18 protein-coding genes are annotated in these 17,422 nt (G+C 57.8%); all 18 read left to right on the forward strand.

All coding sequences use genetic code 11. From position 1 onward, the window contains the following. Window position 1 precedes the first annotated feature (1 nt). The 18 genes from G6L97_RS01065 to G6L97_RS01150 all read left to right on the forward strand — a co-directional run bounded on the left by G6L97_RS01065 (window position 2) and on the right by G6L97_RS01150 (window position 17,343). Window positions 2–439, forward strand: a complete 438-nt coding sequence (locus G6L97_RS01065; RefSeq protein WP_003515097.1) for a hypothetical protein — start codon at window positions 2–4, stop codon at window positions 437–439. Window positions 440–745: 306 nt separating this feature from the next. Next, complete coding sequence (locus tag G6L97_RS01070) at window positions 746–2,038, forward strand: flagellin N-terminal helical domain-containing protein (RefSeq protein ID WP_111782817.1); 1,293 nt, start codon at window positions 746–748, stop codon at window positions 2,036–2,038. Between the two features lie 251 nt (window positions 2,039–2,289). Beyond that, window positions 2,290–2,940 (forward strand): hypothetical protein, encoded by a 651-nt coding sequence (locus G6L97_RS01075; RefSeq protein WP_111782816.1) that lies wholly within the window; start codon window positions 2,290–2,292, stop codon window positions 2,938–2,940. Continuing rightward, on the forward strand, window positions 2,937–4,220 hold the full coding sequence (locus G6L97_RS01080) for a MotB family protein (protein ID WP_019564303.1): 1,284 nt from the start codon (window positions 2,937–2,939) through the stop codon (window positions 4,218–4,220). Before G6L97_RS01075 ends, G6L97_RS01080 begins: the two co-directional genes overlap by 4 nt. Beyond that, window positions 4,217–5,494, forward strand: coding sequence for a chemotaxis protein MotC (gene motC, locus G6L97_RS01085; protein WP_003515101.1), 1,278 nt, complete (start codon window positions 4,217–4,219; stop codon window positions 5,492–5,494). The genes G6L97_RS01080 and motC overlap by 4 nt, the downstream gene beginning before the upstream one ends. Beyond that, a complete protein-coding gene (gene fliK / locus G6L97_RS01090) occupies window positions 5,491–6,846 on the forward strand; it encodes a flagellar hook-length control protein FliK (protein WP_065703822.1) in 1,356 nt (451 codons plus the stop codon). The genes motC and fliK overlap by 4 nt, the downstream gene beginning before the upstream one ends. Beyond that, a complete protein-coding gene (locus tag G6L97_RS01095) occupies window positions 6,794–7,360 on the forward strand; it encodes a lytic transglycosylase domain-containing protein (protein WP_019564301.1) in 567 nt (188 codons plus the stop codon). The genes fliK and G6L97_RS01095 overlap by 53 nt, the downstream gene beginning before the upstream one ends. Before the next feature lie 282 nt (window positions 7,361–7,642). Further along, on the forward strand, window positions 7,643–8,314 hold the full coding sequence (rem, locus tag G6L97_RS01100; RefSeq protein ID WP_003515107.1) for a transcriptional activator Rem: 672 nt from the start codon (window positions 7,643–7,645) through the stop codon (window positions 8,312–8,314). 104 nt (window positions 8,315–8,418) lie between these two features. Beyond that, entirely contained in the window at window positions 8,419–9,699 is a 1,281-nt protein-coding gene (locus G6L97_RS01105; RefSeq protein ID WP_174002635.1) for a flagellar hook protein FlgE, read from the forward strand. A 22-nt stretch (window positions 9,700–9,721) separates the two neighbouring features. Beyond that, window positions 9,722–11,200, forward strand: coding sequence for a flagellar hook-associated protein FlgK (gene flgK / locus G6L97_RS01110; RefSeq protein WP_003515109.1), 1,479 nt, complete (start codon window positions 9,722–9,724; stop codon window positions 11,198–11,200). 3 nt (window positions 11,201–11,203) lie between these two features. Next, window positions 11,204–12,307: a flagellar hook-associated family protein gene (locus G6L97_RS01115; RefSeq protein WP_003515111.1), complete on the forward strand. Its 1,104-nt coding sequence runs from the start codon at window positions 11,204–11,206 to the stop codon at window positions 12,305–12,307. A 34-nt stretch (window positions 12,308–12,341) separates the two neighbouring features. Further along, window positions 12,342–12,686, forward strand: a complete 345-nt coding sequence (gene flaF / locus G6L97_RS01120; protein ID WP_003515112.1) for a flagellar biosynthesis regulator FlaF — start codon at window positions 12,342–12,344, stop codon at window positions 12,684–12,686. Further along, window positions 12,683–13,132, forward strand: a complete 450-nt coding sequence (gene flbT, locus G6L97_RS01125) for a flagellar biosynthesis repressor FlbT (RefSeq protein WP_097171503.1) — start codon at window positions 12,683–12,685, stop codon at window positions 13,130–13,132. Before flaF ends, flbT begins: the two co-directional genes overlap by 4 nt. Further along, entirely contained in the window at window positions 13,123–13,593 is a 471-nt protein-coding gene (gene flgD, locus G6L97_RS01130; protein ID WP_003515114.1) for a flagellar hook assembly protein FlgD, read from the forward strand. The genes flbT and flgD overlap by 10 nt, the downstream gene beginning before the upstream one ends. 49 nt (window positions 13,594–13,642) lie before the next feature. Beyond that, entirely contained in the window at window positions 13,643–13,909 is a 267-nt protein-coding gene (locus tag G6L97_RS01135; RefSeq protein WP_003515115.1) for a flagellar biosynthetic protein FliQ, read from the forward strand. 159 nt (window positions 13,910–14,068) lie between these two features. Then, entirely contained in the window at window positions 14,069–16,156 is a 2,088-nt protein-coding gene (flhA, locus tag G6L97_RS01140; RefSeq protein ID WP_003515116.1) for a flagellar biosynthesis protein FlhA, read from the forward strand. Further along, complete coding sequence (fliR, locus tag G6L97_RS01145) at window positions 16,153–16,908, forward strand: flagellar biosynthetic protein FliR (protein WP_003515118.1); 756 nt, start codon at window positions 16,153–16,155, stop codon at window positions 16,906–16,908. Before flhA ends, fliR begins: the two co-directional genes overlap by 4 nt. A 15-nt stretch (window positions 16,909–16,923) precedes the next feature. Next, window positions 16,924–17,343 (forward strand): hypothetical protein, encoded by a 420-nt coding sequence (locus G6L97_RS01150; RefSeq protein ID WP_003515120.1) that lies wholly within the window; start codon window positions 16,924–16,926, stop codon window positions 17,341–17,343. The last annotated feature ends 79 nt before the right edge of the window (window positions 17,344–17,422 follow it).

Raw genomic sequence — 17,422 nt, forward strand, 5'->3', positions numbered from 1 at the left:
AATGAAAAAATCCGCCTATTCTGAAAAGCGGGAAATGATCGTCGCAGAGGCGATCAACCCGATCGCCACCGAACTGCGCCTGCTCGATCCGGCCGACCTGATTTCATTGCTCAGATTCGAGTGCTACGGCAGCATTGCCGACCTCGTCTCGTCGGCCGCGGAGCTTTATTATCATCCGGGCACGATCAATTTCGGTGCCGGTGGCGAATACAGGCTCGAATGGGAAGGGGCGCCGGAGATCGTCCTCGATCTCGAACTGAAACCGCACGGCGCGACGGTTTATGCGCAATTGATTCTGGCCAACGAGCATGCTGCGGTCGAGATCAATCATGTTTCGTTTCAGAACCCTTCGGAAAATCCGGACGAGAACACCGAATTTCTCCGTCAGAGCCTGACGGCTGCCCGATTCGTGTCGGCCCGCCAAGGCGAAGCTGCCTGAACCAGTCCAGCGGACATTTTCATATATTATCCATTGCGCCTTCCGAATTCGCGGGCGCGATGGCTTCATTCGGGCACTTTTTCACCCGACCTTGCCTGAAGCGTGTCGGTTTATGCAAAACCGGCCTGTGAAGGCAAGGAACGCCTTGCAAATCAGCGTTGTTGTTTGGTACCTATCGAATTAACGATTTGTTAACGAACGGCAGGTCGCGGTGGCTCTTTTTACCATCGCTGATGCGCATGATGCCTCTGCTCGTTTTCGGCGCAGCGCCGGATTTTTCCTGACAGTACCAATTGGGTGGACCCAATGACCAGCATTTTGACCAATGCGGCGGCGATGGCCGCGCTGCAAACCTTGCGCATGATCGACAAGAATCTCGAGACGACGCAGGCGCGTGTGTCGTCCGGCTACCGTGTCGAAACGGCGGCGGACAATGCCGCCTACTGGTCTATCTCCACAACCATGCGCTCCGACAATGCAGCGCTCTCGGCCGTGCAGGATGCATTGGGACTGGGCGCCGCCAAGGTCGATACGGCCTATGACGCCCTTGCGAACTCGATCGAGGTCGTCAAGAAAATCAAGGAAAAGCTTGTCGCCGCCTATGGCGTCGGGGCTGACCGCGGCAAGATCCAGGACGAAATCAAGCAGCTTCAGGAACAGCTGAAGAGCACGTCGGAATCTGCCTCCTTCTCCGGCGAGAATTGGCTGCAGGCCAGCATCAGCAATGGTGGCACGCCGCCGGTTGTAGAACCCATCACCAAAAAGGTCGTCGCGTCCTTCACACGCACCGGTTCGGGCAATGTCGGCGTCACCACGGTTGACTATGTGCTGGACGGCAGTGCCGTGCTTTTCGACCTCAGCGGCGGAAAACTCGGTATTCTCGACAAGAGCGCCGTTTTTGTCGCGAAGACGGAACAACAGATCACCCAAGCATCGACGACAGCCGGCGTGACCACCAATGCGGGTTACGTCGTCAAGAAATTGACGGACGCGGAAATCGGCACGCTGAATGCGGCGACGCCGGATACGAATACCGACCCGAGCGTCTACAGCAACGGAACGGTGAATTATCTTCGTTTGTCCGAGAATACCTGGGTCAAGGTGACGGCGACCAACCCTTCGAGCGGCACCACCACCGTCGCGGCGGCCTATCGGGACACAGGCAGCAACGATTGGTTTTATGACACGACCGGTGCGCCGACCTCCGTTGCCAGATCCCTCGGTCTTTCCGTCTCCACGCTCGATCTCGACAATCTCGATGTCGTGGCGGCAGCCATGAGCGGTTTTTCCGGTGGCACCACGAACTACACCGCTTCCGACGCCATCGATGTGATGATGAGTTTTGTCGACAAGCAGCTCGAAGCCATGACCAGTACGGCCTCCAGCCTCGGCTCACTACAGAGCCGCATCAACATGCAGGAAAACTTCGTCTCGAGCCTGATGGACGTGATCGACAAGGGTATCGGCCGTCTCGTGGATGCGGATATGAACGAGGAATCGACCAGGCTGAAGGCTCTGCAGACACAGCAGCAGCTCGGCATCCAGGCGCTCTCGATCGCCAATGCCAACGCGCAAAACATCCTTCAGCTCTTCAAGTAAACCGGCGTCGGTCCGGCGGGTTCGGGGGAGTTGGTTGCAAGGTTTCTGAAAACGGGGCCCGCCTTCATCCTCGCACAAGTTTGAACACCTAACGTCGGGGCAATATCGGGTGGATCGCATGGCGTGATCCGGCCGGAAACAATTGAAGAGACGGGCAGGGTAGCAAGGATGACGGTGGTGCCGCCAAACGGCTTAGATCGCAGGCAACGAAACATGTCTCGCCCCTTTGGCCTGTCTCGCCGGGGGCCGGCATGAGCGCGTCCATTGCAAGATATCTCAAGGATTTCGGTGACGTGCAGCCCGCGGGACTGACGTTCGGCGAACCGTTGGCGGATGTCGACGGCATTTCCGGTTTTGGCGATATTGCGTCCGGTTTCGATGAATTCGAGCCGCTCGACGTCGAAAGCGAAAAACAGGCCGCCTATGCCCGTGGTCACGAGGATGCGACCCGCGAGATCACGGAGAAAATGCAGGCCGAGCGCGAGGAGCTTCTTGCCGCTCATGCCGCAGAACTCGTAGGCTTACGTTCCGTCTATCTGGAAGAAATTGCCGTTTTCCTGTCGCTAAGGCTGCGTGAAGGCATCGATGCGATCGCGACCAATCTCAGCGAACAGACCGCCAATATCCTTGCCCCGGTTCTGACCGAAGAGCTGTCGCTGAAGGCCGTTTCGGCGCTTGCGGATGTCGTTCGTGCTTCCATGCCGGATGGCGAGGCCGTGACCCTTGTGGTGAAAGGCCCGAAAGATTTGTTTGAGCAGCTGAAGACGCAGCCGGGCTTTGAAGAAGAGACGATGAAATTTACCGAGACGGCAGATATCGATCTCTCCGTTGAGTTGGGTGAAAGCGTGTTCGTCACGCGCATGTCCGCCTGGGCGTCCAGTCTTCGCAAGGTGATGAAATGAGTGAAGGCGAAAATCACCACCACGGCAAGAACGAGATCATCATCGTCAAACGCCACAAGGGCGGGCACGATGGCGCCCATGGCGGCGCGTGGAAGATCGCTTATGCCGACTTCATGACGGCCATGATGGCGTTCTTCCTCGTCATGTGGCTGGTCAACGCCGCAAACGAGGAAACCAAGGCCTCGGTCGCCAGCTATTTCAATCCGATAAAGCTGTCCGATGAGAAACCCTCGTCCAAGGGGCTGGAAAAACCCGTGGACAAGGAAGAGGGCGTCGAGAAGAAAGACCAGTCCAACATAAAGGCGGAAAAGGTCACCCAGGGTTCAGCCGCCGCGACAGGTGAAGACCTGACCTCGCAGACCGGGGAGCAGTCGAACTTCTCAGAAGCGGACTTTTTCGAGAATCCCTATTCCGTTCTGGCGGAAATTGCCCAGCAGGTCGGGCAGCAGGCCAATGTCAGCGCCAAGGGCGAAGGTGGTGCTGCCGATTCCGGCCCGGCGACGGGTGCGAGCGGCGGTGAGGCTTACCGCGATCCCTTCGATCCCGATTTCTGGACCCAGCAGGTGAAGATCACACGTGCGGACCAGCAGCAAAATCCGGTCGAACAGCAGCAATCTGCCGAGAACAAGCAGCAGGACGCTGCCAAGGATAATGAAGCGGTTGCGGCTAAATCGTCTCAGCAGCCAGCCGATGGTGCAGATCACGGCAAGGCCATGGAAGTCGCCGCCGTGGTGCCGCAGCAGCGGCCGGGTGCCGCAGAGCAGGCAGCACTTACGCAGCCTCAGCCGGAGCAGCAGCAAGGTACTGCTGCGCAGAAGGAAGAGGCCAAAGAGCTGCGCCAAGAGATCGAGAAGCAGATATCCGGCATCAGCGGCAAGCTCGCCGAAGGTCTGGTGGTGACGCCCGCCGAAGGCGGATTGCTGTTGACCATTTCCGACCAGACGGAAACGCCGATGTTCAATGTCGGATCGGCTGTGCCCCGCGGCGAAATGGTCCTGGCCATGGAGAAGATCGGCAAGTTGCTTCAGGAGCGTGGCGGCAGCGTGGTGATCCGCGGCCATACCGATGGACGCCAGTTCAAGGGTGAGGCCAATGACAATTGGCGGCTTTCCATGGACCGCGCGCATAGCGCCTATTACATGCTGGTTCGCGGCGGCCTGTCGGAAGAGCGGGTGAAACAGGTTTCGGGTTTTGCGGATCGCAGATTGCAGGTGCCGGCAGACCCGCTGGCGAATGCGAACCGCCGTATCGAAATCCTGCTTGAGGCCGATCGGGGGTGAGTGTGACGAAATCCTCGAAACGTTGGGTTTTTCTTGCGGCGACACTGTGTGGTCTCGGTGCCGAACCGGCGAAGGTTTTTGCGCAATCGCAAGACAACCTCATGCCCTATGCCATGTTGCGCTCCCTGCAGTTCGTGCAGGATTCCGTCACCATGGGAGACCATTCGGCAACCGAAATGCAGCGGTTTCTGCTCCAGACGATCGACGAGCGGCTTAAGAGCGCACCTTCGGCGATCTTCAAGGATCCGCGCAATGTTGATGCGGCGCTTGTCTACGCGATGAGCGGCGGCAATCCGGCCACGCTCGAATTGCTCGTCGCGCGGGATGTGGACGGCAATTTCGACAGCCGCGTCGCCGATATTCTGCGCAAATATCTGTCCGGCAAGGGAACGCTGGTCGCCCAGAGCATCGCGGCCATGGTGCCCGAGTATCGCGGCACGAGAATTGGCGCCTATCTTGCACTGATCGGCGGCAATGTGACGATCCCCCGCGATCCGGTGGCTGCCCTCGGTTTCTATGACATAGCCCGGCTCGAAGCGCCCGGTACCATCGTGGAGGAGGCTGCACTCCGCCGCTCGCTTGCTATCGCCGTTGAAGACGGCGATGCCGGGCGTGGCGTCGAATATGCACAGCGTTACGCGCGGCGGTTCCTGCATTCGCCCTATGCCAGCCAGTTCGCGGACCTTCTGGTCTCACTTGTGGTCAAACGTGTCGATTCCATCGGGCACGACACGATAGAGGAAACATTCGCCATGATGGACGCGGAGAGGCAGAAGGAAGCTTATCTGCGCCTGTCCCGTCTCGCGGCGATCAGCGGCAAGGATTCGCTGGCGCGCATGGCGGCGTTGAAGGCGAAAGCGCTGTCGCCGGATATGCCGGACCAGCCGCAAGTTCAGGCAAATCTCTATGAAAGCCTTTCCAATATCGGCACGCCCGATGTGGTGAGCGCGATTGAAACAATCGGGCAAATTCCCGAGGCCCAGCTTTCGGATCGCGACAGGGCCCTGCGGGACGCGGCAAGGGCAATCGCCGACCAGGTGGTTCGTCCGCCTTCCCCGCAGCCTGGCGCCGATCCCGGTGTCACGGCAGGGCAGGGGGCCGGGTCGGGCGCGCCCGCGAATGAGGCGGCCAGTGCCGAGACCAAGGGCATATGGAGAGTTGAAAACCACAAGGCTGAGGATGAGGGCGAGAACGTCCGGCAACTCGTGACGAGCGGCCGCAGTAAGCTCGATGAAATCGACAGCCTTTTGAAGAAAGGCGAGGGGGCACCATGATCGACGCAACCATCAACGCGATAGTGAATGCGCCATATAACGATCCGCGCGCTGGCAGCGCCAGTGTGAGGGACGACGCCAAAGGCGGAAGTTTCGGCGACACCCTCGCGACGGTCAGGGAAGAGCGCCCGCCGCAGGCAACGCATTCGCGTCATCAGCAGGAAGCGGGATCGGCTGAGGAGCAGAATGTGCAACCGGATGACGATGCTGAAAAGACGGATGTGCCGGTCAAGCGGCCTCCGAGCTTCCTGAACGTGATCGTCAAGGACCATTCCGGAGAAGGCCATGGTCACGAGGCGCTGGCGGAGCTTCAGAATGCGATTAAGACGGCGCACACATCGCCTGAAAACGGCAAACCTGGCAAGAAGGTCAAGGACGCCGACAAGGAGAGCCAGACGGCGGCGGATGCAATCGATCCGAAGCTGGCAGAGCTGCAGACGCTCACGGCCAATGTCGGCGATATCGTGACAGCCAAGACGCCCCTTGAGGAAATTGCGCAGGCGATTGCCGGTAAGGCCGATGTCAAATCCGAAAAGGTTGAAACTGTCAGGGGTAAGGCTGAGCCTCTGGCGAAGGACATGCACGCACGGACCGAGCTTGCCGGAAACGAAGCCGGATCCGGATCGGGCACTGAAGGCGACGCCTCGGCATTCCGCTTCGCATCTCCTCGTTCCGGCACAGCCCGCGCTCTCGATATGAGTACGGTTCAGCGGGATGGCCGCGTCGAGTTCGATGCCCGGGAAAGCAGCGGCAAGGCGACCGAGACGATTACGGTTCTCGATTCGCGGCGGTTCATTGGTCTGGCACCTTCATCCAACGCCTCGGCTCTGACTGGCCTCATCGCCAATGATTCTGAATGGGTTAGCGCCATGCAGCCCGGCTCGTCGCTGTCCAATGAGGCGGCCCAGAGCAGTACCGGCAAAGTCGTCCATACGCTGAAGCTGCACATGACGCCGATCGAGCTGGGATCGGTGACGATGTCGTTGCGTCTTGCCGGCGATGAGCTTGCCGTTCACATGACGGTGGAGAACGTGGCCGCCTACAAAAAGCTTCAGCAGGACAGCAAGAGCATCCTCGATGGCCTCAAGGCGCAGGGTCTGACGGTCGATAACATCACCATCAGCATTGCTTCTTCTGACAAGAGTGACCAAACGGGCACACAAGCCAACAATCAGCAAAATCAGCAGGCGCAGCAGCAAGGCCAACAGGCCGCCGCAGGGCGCAACCGTGACGAGTCCGGCACACGCGGCGGACGGCAGGGCAATGGTGATAATTTGGGGGTGCATAATGAAGGCATGGATGGCGCTCTTGGCTCTGCCCGCACTTCTGCTGACAACGGCGTTTACCTCTGAAAACGCCTCCGCTTCGGCAACGTCAGGTGTCTGTGAAAGGGAAATTCAGTCCGCCGCCCGCAAATACGGCGTGCCGGAGGGAATTCTCTATTCTGTCGGCCTGACCGAGACCGGTCGCAAGGGTCGGCTTGACCCCAACGCCATGAATATTGAGGGAAAACCGGTATTTGCCTCCTCCACCGAGGAGGCATTGACCACTTTCGAGACGGCAAAGCGCAACGGCGCCAAGCTGATCGACCTGGGATGCATGCAGATAAACCACTATTTCCATGGCGAAAACTTCACATCCGCGCGTGAAATGTTCGATCCGCGCCGCAATGTCGAATATGCCGCCATGTTCCTGCGCAATCTCCACAACAGGCACGAAACCTGGACCATGGCGGTCGCCCGCTATCATGCCGGGCCCAACAACGACCCGGCTCAAAAGAAATATGTCTGCCGGGTGATCGCCAATCTGGTGGCGACGGGCTACGGAAAATGGACCGCCAACGCGAAAAATTTCTGCGACGGATAACAACCATCGATTGTTTTGATGCGATCAAGGACTCGCAATTTGAAATGTGGCGAGAGAAAGCCCTAAAAAAGGCGCCGCAAGCGATTTTTTCGGATTTTTGAAATTTTTACACAAAAATTTTGTACCGTATATGGTTAACAACCACTATATATAGATCAAATCGGCACAAAATGGTTAATCAATTATTAATAACTATCGATGATTTCCTACAGTTGTCGCTGAATCCCCCGATTCGTACCAATGCCGCATTGGAAAACACCACACTGATTCGGAGGCGGACGAATGATCGTAGTGGTTGATGAGCGCGAGCTCGTTAAAGACGGCTATACTTCTCTATTTGGGCGTGAGGGCATCCCCTCGACCGGTTTCGATCCGGTCGAATTCGGGGAGTGGGTCTCGACGGCAGCGGACAGCGATCTGGCGGCCGTAGAGGCATTCCTGATCGGTCAGGGCGACCGGAGCTTCTCCTTGCCGAAGGCGATCAGGGATCGCACGACGGCACCGGTGATCGCGGTCAGCGACCAGCCCTCGCTGGAATCGACTCTGGCGCTGTTCGACAGCGGCGTCGATGACGTCGTGCGCAAGCCGGTTCACCCCCGTGAAATCCTTGCGCGTGCGGCGGCGATCCGTCGCCGCCTGCAGGTTATCTCGAATTTCACCGATGCGGGACCGATCCGGGTTTTCTCCGACGGTCGTGATCCCGAAGTTGGTGGCGAGGTCTTTGCCTTGCCGCGGCGCGAGCGCCGCATCCTTGAATATTTGATTGCCAATCGCGGACGCCGCGTTTCTAAGGCGCAGATTTTCAATGCCATCTACGGCATCTTCGATGATGACGTCGAAGAGAACGTCGTGGAAAGCCATATCAGCAAGCTGCGCAAGAAGCTTCGCAAGAAGCTCGGCTACGATCCGGTCGATTCCAAGCGTTTCCTCGGTTACAGCATTGATTGGCAATAATATTCATTCATCCGCGTGGTCTTTTTCAAACGCGGTATTTCAGACAGCTTCACGCAAGCCAAACGCTTTACCTTCTCCCTGAAGATGACCACGAGGGTTTTTGAATGAGTATTTTCGGCACTATGCGAACCGGTGTGTCCGGCATGAATGCACAGGCTAACAAGCTGGGAACCGTTGGCGACAACATCGCCAACGCAAGCACCACCGGCTACAAGCGCGCATCGACGTCGTTCTCCTCGCTCGTTCTGCCCTCCTCGTCGGGCAGCTATGCCTCCGGCGGCGTGCAGTCCAACGTTCGCTACAGCATTTCAGAGCAGGGCAACCTGTCCTACACCACGTCGAGCACCGATCTTGCCATTCAGGGTAACGGTTTCTTCGTGGTTCAGGATGGTGGCGGCACGCCTTATCTCACACGTGCCGGCTCGTTCGTGAAGAATGCGGAAGGCTACCTGGAAAACGCAGCGGGCTTCCAGCTGATGGGTTACCCCTACGGGGCAAATGCGCCAGCTGCCGTCGTCAACGGCTTTACCGGCCTTGAGGCCGTCAACGTCAATAATTTCGGCCTGACAGCATCGCCCTCCACGCAGGGCAGCTTCCCGGCCAACCTCAATCGCGATGAAGCCGCTGTTGCGGCGGGCTCGCGTCCGAGCGACAACCTTGCAACATCGACGATCGGTAACAAGACATCGTTGACGGCGTACGACAGCGGTGGCGCGAAGGTTCTCTACGATTTCTATTACACCAAGACCGGCGCCAATACCTGGGAAGTGGCAGTCTATCGTCAGGACCAGTCGACCAATGGCGGCTTCCCTTACACGGCGACCCCAGCAGCGAACCTTGTCAAGGAATCAGTCACGCTGGCATTCGACCCGGCGACCAATAAGCTCACACCTACCTCTCCAAAGTCGATCACCATCAACGACACGGTCAGCGGCGTCCCGCAGGCAATAAGTATCGACCTGTCCGACATGTCGCAGTTCTCGACGAAGTTCACGCCCGGCACCGCGATCCTGAACGGTAACGGCCCGAGCCAGATCAAGGACGTGGAAATCGGCAAGGACGGCGTAGTGACTGCAGTCTATCAGGATGGTGGCCGCCGCAACATCTACCAGCTGGCGGTTGCCACGGTGCCGAGCGTCGACAACCTCTCCCCTCAGAACGGCAACGTTTATCTGCCGAGCAACGACTCGGGCGTCGTCACCATCGGTTTCCCGCAGACGGGCAGCTTCGGTTACATCCAGAAGGGTGCGCTTGAGGGCTCGAACGTCGATATCGCCAGCGAACTCACCGATATGATTGAATCCCAGCGTATCTATACAGCGAATTCGAAAGTCTTCCAGACCGGGTCGGATTTGATGGATGTCCTGATCAATCTGAAGAGATAGTAATTCTCACGAGGACAAATGAATGTCGCTCACGTCAGCAATGAATACTGCGCAGTCGATCTTCAACAATACAGGCAAGCAGACGGACGTTACTTCGAAAAACATTGCCAATGTGGGTAATGCGAACTACGTCAAGCGAACCGCCATTCTCGGCACGACCATGTCAGGTGCAAGTATTGTCGCCAACGGCCGTGCCCAGAATGAGAGCCTCCTGAGGCAGACGATCTCCAGTGCATCCCTCGCTTCCGGCCAGAAAACCGTTCTGACCGGGCTCGAGGAGATGAAAAGCCTTTTCGGCGGCAACGATTACGAGAGTTCGCCTGCCACCTATATGAAGGAACTGCTGAAGAGCCTTGACGGTTACGCCTCAAAGCCGAGCGATTCCGCGCTTGCTGCGACTGCGGTTACATCAGCCGTGGACGTCGCCAATTCCCTGAACAAGGCTTCGTCCGAGTTGCAGGCGATGCGCCTGCGTGCCGACAAGGAAATGTCCCTTCAGGTCGACAAGCTGAACGGCCTGCTCGCGAAATTCGAGGAAGCCAACAACGAGGTCAAGGCGCAGACCGCGATCGGCGGCAATCCAAGTGATGCTCTCGACCAGCGCGAGACGCTGCTGAAGGACATTTCGTCCATCATCGGGATCAATGTCGTCAATCGTGAAAACAACGACGTGGCGCTCTACACGGCGGATGGCGCGACCCTGTTCGAAGTCGTGCCGCGCAAGGTTACTTTCAAGGCGCAGCCGGGCTACGACGCGACGGTCACGGGGAACGCGATCTACGTTGATGGCGTCGCGATCAAGGCGAGCAGCGGCAGCAACACGACAGCGGAAGGTTCGCTTCAGGGTCTGATGCAGGTTCGTGACGACCTGGCGCCAACCATGCAGAGCCAGCTCGACGAAATTGCGCGCGGCCTCATCACCATGTTTGCGGAAAAGCCGGCCAGCCCCACCAGCACGCTGCCGAAGATGCCAGGCCTCTTCACCTACGGCTCCCCTGCGGCCACAACCATTCCGGCAAGCGGTGTTGTCTCTCCCGGGCTCGCTGCGAGCATTACCGTCAACCCTGCGTTAATTATTTCCAAAGGTGGAAACCCGGAATTGTTGCGCGACGGCGGTATCAACGGTACCGCTTATGTAATCAACAGCACAACTTCAGGCGGAACCGGGTTTTCCGCACTGATCGACAGCTATGTCACTGCTTTTGACGCGCCCATGAATTTTGCCGCGTCGACACGTATCGATACGAATACAAGCATCCTGAAATACGGCACCAACTCGGTGGGGTGGCTCGAACAGGAACGATCCGGCGCAACTTCGGCAAACGAAGCGAAAAGCGCGCTCTATGAGCGCTCCGCCACCTCCTATTCGAACAATACTGCCGTCAGCCTGGATGAGGAGCTTTCGCTGCTCATGGATATCGAGCAATCCTACAAGGCCGCCACGAAGCTGGTGACCACCATCGACGACATGCTCAAGTCGCTGATGGATATGGTGAGGTAATAGATGAAAACGTCCTTCATTTCATCGCTGGCGATGCAGAACAGCATGCGCAGCACCATCCTCAAGGCCCAGCTTGAGATGACGAACCTCAATACCGAGCTGACCACGGGCAAACATGCGGACCTGGGCGTGACGCTGGGTGCCAACACGGCCCGCAGTCTTGACCTTAATCGCGATGTCGATCGTCTCTCTTCGCTCGTCAGCGTCAATTCCATCGCCACGCAGCGCCTCAAGTCCTCTCAGGCGGCACTTGATGGCATGGCAAAGGCCGCCCAGGAAATTCAGAAGGTTCTTGTTCCGAATACCAGCAGCGCAGCACCAACGCTGGCAACGGTCGCCAAAACCATTTCGAATGCGTTCAACACCTTCACCGGTTTTGCCAATACGGCAGTCAGTGGCGAATTTCTGTTTTCCGGCATCAATACGGATGTGAAGCCTATCGATGACTACTTTGCCGAAGGATCGACGCTGAAGGCAGCCTATGAGGTTGAGCTGAACGCGTTCATGGCGGCACAGACACCTGCGGTCGGTAACATTGCCGACCTGTCCAAAGATCAGGCCGCGGCGTTCATGACCCGTATCGAAGGCGTGTTCAACGGTACTACGCCGGTTACGAACCCACCGCACAGCGATCTGACGGCCGGCCAGAATTACGATTTCTGGACGACCTATGGGTCGAAGGCGAGCGACACGAACATGACGAGCCGCATCAGCCAGAACGAGGTGGTCGAGACATCGACCAACAGCAACTCGCAGGGCATGCGTTATTTCGCGATGACAGCAATGACGGCGATGACGTTCCTTGATGACAAGGTCCCAAGCGACGTTCGCGAACTGGTGGCGACCAGGTCGGTGACCAATATAGGCACGGTCATTAGTGGTTTGAACCAGCAGCAGAGCCAGCTCGGCCTTTCCGAAAGCCGTGTTTCGAAAGCGAACGACTCGCTCGCCGCCCAGAAAAAGATCATCGAGACTCATCTGCTGGATATCGAGGGGATCGATACCTACGAGGTGAAGACACGCCTGGATCTGCTCCAGCAGCAGATTGAAATTGCCTACAGCCTTACGTCGCGTCTGCAAAAAATGAGTCTGGTAAACTACCTCTGATGAACAGGGGTGGCGGCAGATAAAGGATACATGAATGTACCAGTTTTCCTACGCCGAAATCATGGAGGATGGTGTCGCAGACGCGAAGGATCGCGAGCGGCAGGCGTTGACAAAATCGATCGATCTACTGGTGGAGGCAAAGGATTCCTCTTCCCAGCGCCACACGATCGAAGCGCTTTTTTACACTCGACGGGTCTGGATCCGCTTCATTGAGGACCTCAAGCAGCCCGAAAACCAGCTGGCCATGGAACTCAGGGCAAATCTGATTTCGATCGCGATCTGGATTTTGAAAGAGTGCGAACTGATCCGGAAACGTCAGTCGACGAATTTCCAGGGTATAATTGACGTGACAACCATCATCAGGGATGGACTGAAATGAAAAGTACACTTCGAATCTCGCTGAAATCGGGCGAAAAGATTTTCATCAACGGCGCGGTTTTGCGGGTGGATCGCAAGGTGGCCCTCGAATTCCTGAACGATGTCACGTTCCTGCTTGAAAACCACGTCCTGCAGCCGGAGCAGGCGACGACGCCGCTCAGACAGCTTTATTTCATCGCCCAGATGATCCTCATCAACCCGGAAGGACGCGAACAGTCGACGAACCTGTTCCGCAAATCCGTGAGCATGCTGCTGAATTGCTTCCAGCATGATGAGATTCTGGCCGAACTCAAGCGTATCGACGGTCTGGTTGCCTCGGGTAAGGCTTTCGAAGCGCTGAAGGCCATTCGTGGCCTGTACCCGACCGAGGAAAAGATCCTCAACAATCAGGAAATGACCCCCGCAACGATCGAGCAGATTCGCAAGGAGATCGCACCATGGCGGTAGATGCAGTCACGTCGGCAGCCTCTAATCCCTGGGCAAATGCCGGGGCGAGCAGCAACGACAAAAGCGCGGCCTCGCTTAACTACGACAGCTTCCTGAAGCTTCTCATCGCCCAGATGAAAAACCAGGATCCGACCAGCCCGATGGATGCCGGCCAGCAGATGTCGCAGCTTGCGAGCTTCTCGCAGGTTGAGCAGACGATCAAGACCAACACCCATCTGAAGAGCATGCTGCAGGCCGAAGCCCTGACGCGCGCTTCCGACCTGGTTGGCAAAACGGTCAAGAGCGCCGACGACAAGGTCACCGGCGTGGTAAAGGAAGTCGAAGTCTATTCGGACGGCGTCGTCGCCATCACAGAAGCTGGTGACAAAGTGCTGCTGCAGGCCGGTGTGACCTTCTCGAACGGTCCGATCGCGACTACACCTGATAGCGGCACCGATTCGGACGTGCCTGCAGGTTCCTGACATTGAAGAGGCGGCATGATGCCGCCTTTCCGGAATAAAGGATGCGACGATGAACGAGGCCGATGCGCTTGATATCATGCAGGCGGCAGTCTGGACGGTTCTCGTCGCGGCCGGTCCCGCCGTTCTCGCGGCCATGATCGTTGGTGTCGCCATCGCCTTCATCCAGGCCCTGACCCAGGTTCAGGAAATGACGCTGACCTTTGTCCCTAAAATCGTAACGATCATGATCGTTCTCGGCGTTGCCGCCCCGTTCGTGGGCGCGCAGATCGCCCTTTTTTCCAATCTAGTTTTTTCGCGGGTTCAGTCGGGCTTCTGACGCCCGTCCCGTCTGGATGCCATCCTCGCGCAAGCTTCAGCGACTAGGGATAGGCTGAAGCATCGGGCTGAATTGCGTCAGCGATTTTAGAAAACCGGTGCCGCGGAACCGTGCGGCGGCTTTTCCGTCGCCCTTCTCATGAAGAGACAGGACGATTTTATGGCGCAACCACCAGTCATTTCCTTGCCCAAGGTAAGCCCGAGCATGCGGGATGTCGGTTTCGCATTGGGCATCGTGTCGATCCTCTGCGTGCTGTTCCTGCCCATTCCGGTCGTTCTGGTGGATGTCGGTCTGGCCTTTTCCATAGCACTTTCGGTCCTCATCCTCATGGTGGCGCTCTGGATACAGCGTCCGCTGGATTTCTCGTCTTTTCCAACCGTGCTGCTGATCGCGACCATGATTCGCCTGTCGCTGAACATTGCGACGACGCGTGTCATCCTTTCGCACGGCAACGAGGGGCCGACGGCGGCGGGCGGCGTGATTGCGGGCTTCTCCAGCCTCGTCATGTCGGGCGACTTCGTGATCGGTCTGATTGTCTTTCTGATCCTGATCACCGTCAACTTCATCGTTATCACCAAGGGTGCCACCCGTATCGCCGAAGTCGGCGCGCGCTTCACGCTGGATGCCATTCCCGGCAAGCAGATGTCGATCGATGCGGATTTGTCCGCTGGCATCATCGATGAAAAGGAAGCGCAACGCCGTCGCCGCGAGCTGGAAGAGGAAAGCTCGTTCTTCGGTTCGATGGACGGTGCCTCGAAGTTCGTACGCGGCGATGCGATCGCCGGCCTGATCATCACCGCGATCAATATTTTCGGCGGCATCATCATCGGTTACTTCCGCCACGGCATGCCGATCGGCGAGGCTGCCGATGTTTTCGTGAAGCTTTCGGTCGGCGACGGTATCGTTTCGCAGATCCCGGCCCTTATCGTGTCGCTGGCGGCCGGCCTTCTGGTGTCGCGCGGCGGCACCTCGGGATCGACGGATCAGGCCGTCATCAATCAGCTGAGCGGATATCCGCGTGCCTTGATGGTCGCAGCCATGCTGATGGGGCTTCTTGCCGTCATGCCGGGATTGCCCTTCCTGCCCTTCACGCTTTTGGGCGGCATCATGGCCTTCGGCAGCTGGTATATTCCGCGCCAGGTCGAAGCGGAAAGCGCGCAGCGCCGTCAGGAAGAGGAGGACAAGGTTCTCCAGACCAACGAAGCGGAAAAGGACTCCGTCAAGCAGGTCCTCAAGACGTCCGAAATCGAACTTGCCCTCGGCAAGCAGGTTTCGACCCGCCTCCTCGGCGCGCATCAGGAACTGGCTTTCCGTGTCGGCAAGATGCGCAAGAAGTTCGCGACCCAATACGGCTTCGTCGTGCCGGAGATCAAGGTCTCCGACGACATCATGATCCCGGAAAAGGCCTACCAGATCCGTGTCCATGGTACGACGATCGCGTCGAGCAATCTGCGCGTTGGCGATGTTCTTGTCGTGACGGGGGCAGGGCGCAAGCCGAGCATTCCGGGCGACGAAATCCGCGAACCCGCCTTCGGCATGCCGGCCGTTTCCATTCTCGAGACATTCACCGAGGATTTGAAGCGCGAAGGTTTCCACCCGATCGACAATGTCTCTGTGGTGCTGACGCATCTGAGCGAAGTCATTCGCAACAATCTGCCGCAATTGCTGTCCTACAAGGACGTCAAGATCCTCATCGACAGGCTGGACCCGGAATACAAGAAGCTTGCCGACGAAATTTGCTCGTCGCACATGTCCTATTCCGGCCTGCAGGCCGTGCTGAAACTGCTGCTCGCCGAACGTGTGTCGATCCGCAACCTGCATCTCATTCTGGAAGCGGTCGCCGAACTTGCCCCGCATGTGCGCAAGACCGAGCAGATCGTCGAACATGTACGGGTGCGCATGTCGCAGCAGCTCTGCGGCGATCTTGCCGACAATGGCGTATTGCGTGTGCTTCGCCTCGGCAACAAATGGGACATGGTCTTCCATCAGGCGCTCAAGCGCGATCAAAAGGGCGAAATCGTCGAATTCGATATCGATCCCCGCCATCTCGAGGAATTTTCCGAGCAGGCATCGAAAGTTATCCGTGAATTCATGGATCGCGGACTACCCTTTGTCCTTGTCACGTCGCCGGAAACACGGTCCTATGTGCGCATGATCATCGAACGACTCTTTGCGACCCTGCCGGTTCTCTCGCATGTGGAACTGGCCAAGGGGCTGGAGATCAAGATTCTGGGCGCCATTTCATGATAACCGACCCGCAAGGGACAATTATCGCATTGTTCCTTGCAATTTGCCGTATCGGCGCCTGCTTCATGACCATGCCGGGCTTTTCCAGTTCGCGCATCTCGCCGCAGATACGCATTCTCCTGTGCGTTGCGGTGTCCATGGCGCTTCTGCCGGTACTGTGGGATACGATCTATCCGAAAGTCTCCGGCGCAAGCCAGGGCGCCGTTGTCGGCCTCATCTTCACCGAGATCGTCATTGGCGCGATGTACGGGCTGATCGCGCGGTTTTACACGCTCGGCTTCCAGTTCACGGGCGCGCTCATCGGCGCATCCATCGGGCTTAGCGCTCCCGGCGGAGCGGATGCCGTTGAAGACGTGCAGGAAAACCAGATATCGAACTTCATCACCTTCGGTGGGCTCATGGTGCTGTTCATCCTGGATTTCCACCATATCGTCCTGCGGGCGCTGGTCGATTCCTACGCAACGACACCGGTCGGCGCGCTCATCAGCGGCCAGAAGATGCTGATAACCCTGACAGACACGCTGCGCGCCTCCTTTTCCATCATGCTGCGGCTTGCCAGCCCCTTTGTAATTTACGGTCTGATGTTCAACGTTGCGGTCGGCCTCATCAACAAGCTGGCGCCGCAAATCCCGGTCTACTTCATATCGACGCCTTTCGTTCTCGCGGGCGGTATTTTCATGCTTTACCTGTCGATCGCGGCCCTCATCCGGCAATTCGTGGATGGTTTCGGCCCGGTCTTCATCGGCTTCTGATCTGGAGAAAACGCCATGGCTTCGGACAAGCGTTCGGCCAAACTCAAGCGCCTGGTAACGGTCCAGCGCCACATGGAGAAAATGGCCGAGGTGGAACTGGCCGACACCACCCGCGTGCGTGCCGAAGTGGCGCAATCCATGGAGAACGTGCTTGAAGCGATGAGTTCCATGGAGCCGGTCCACCAGACGTTCTCCAGGCACTATTCGGATCGTTACGGCCGCCTTGTCGTCAAGGACCGTCAGCTCTCCGGCGTGCAGCAATTGCAGGAAAACAAGGTGCTGAAGGAAAAGACCAAGGCCGACCGGCTGGAGGACAGGATGCACCTCGCGCGCGATCTCGAGGATCGTGAGGCCGACGACAATGCAATCTATGATCTGTTAGAAATCACGAACGCATCCCGGACACCAGCCTCCAGCAAGGTTGGCGATCCATAGTCTGTCCCGTTGTTGCATCGTTGGGCGTCCAGAGAGACGTATTCAGCGGTGTTTCTTGATTGAGCGAACGCCCCGGTTT

This window comes from Agrobacterium tumefaciens, from assembly GCF_013318015.2.
GTDB classification, from domain to species: Bacteria; Pseudomonadota; Alphaproteobacteria; order Rhizobiales; family Rhizobiaceae; genus Agrobacterium; species Agrobacterium tumefaciens.

What these genes read in the sequence shown, in the direction of transcription:
- G6L97_RS01065 (WP_003515097.1), top strand. Translation starts at nt 2, where the DNA reads ATGAAAAAATCCGCCTATTCTGAAAAGCGGGAAATGATCGTCGCAGAG.
- G6L97_RS01070 (WP_111782817.1), top strand. Translation starts at nt 746, where the DNA reads ATGACCAGCATTTTGACCAATGCGGCGGCGATGGCCGCGCTGCAAACC.
- G6L97_RS01075 (WP_111782816.1), top strand. Translation starts at nt 2,290, where the DNA reads ATGAGCGCGTCCATTGCAAGATATCTCAAGGATTTCGGTGACGTGCAG.
- G6L97_RS01080 (WP_019564303.1), top strand. Translation starts at nt 2,937, where the DNA reads ATGAGTGAAGGCGAAAATCACCACCACGGCAAGAACGAGATCATCATC.
- fliK (WP_065703822.1), top strand. Translation starts at nt 5,491, where the DNA reads ATGATCGACGCAACCATCAACGCGATAGTGAATGCGCCATATAACGAT.
- G6L97_RS01095 (WP_019564301.1), top strand. Translation starts at nt 6,794, where the DNA reads ATGGCGCTCTTGGCTCTGCCCGCACTTCTGCTGACAACGGCGTTTACC.
- rem (WP_003515107.1), top strand. Translation starts at nt 7,643, where the DNA reads ATGATCGTAGTGGTTGATGAGCGCGAGCTCGTTAAAGACGGCTATACT.
- G6L97_RS01105 (WP_174002635.1), top strand. Translation starts at nt 8,419, where the DNA reads ATGAGTATTTTCGGCACTATGCGAACCGGTGTGTCCGGCATGAATGCA.
- flgK (WP_003515109.1), top strand. Translation starts at nt 9,722, where the DNA reads ATGTCGCTCACGTCAGCAATGAATACTGCGCAGTCGATCTTCAACAAT.
- G6L97_RS01115 (WP_003515111.1), top strand. Translation starts at nt 11,204, where the DNA reads ATGAAAACGTCCTTCATTTCATCGCTGGCGATGCAGAACAGCATGCGC.
- flaF (WP_003515112.1), top strand. Translation starts at nt 12,342, where the DNA reads ATGTACCAGTTTTCCTACGCCGAAATCATGGAGGATGGTGTCGCAGAC.
- flbT (WP_097171503.1), top strand. Translation starts at nt 12,683, where the DNA reads ATGAAAAGTACACTTCGAATCTCGCTGAAATCGGGCGAAAAGATTTTC.
- flgD (WP_003515114.1), top strand. Translation starts at nt 13,123, where the DNA reads ATGGCGGTAGATGCAGTCACGTCGGCAGCCTCTAATCCCTGGGCAAAT.
- G6L97_RS01135 (WP_003515115.1), top strand. Translation starts at nt 13,643, where the DNA reads ATGAACGAGGCCGATGCGCTTGATATCATGCAGGCGGCAGTCTGGACG.
- flhA (WP_003515116.1), top strand. Translation starts at nt 14,069, where the DNA reads ATGGCGCAACCACCAGTCATTTCCTTGCCCAAGGTAAGCCCGAGCATG.
- fliR (WP_003515118.1), top strand. Translation starts at nt 16,153, where the DNA reads ATGATAACCGACCCGCAAGGGACAATTATCGCATTGTTCCTTGCAATT.
- G6L97_RS01150 (WP_003515120.1), top strand. Translation starts at nt 16,924, where the DNA reads ATGGCTTCGGACAAGCGTTCGGCCAAACTCAAGCGCCTGGTAACGGTC.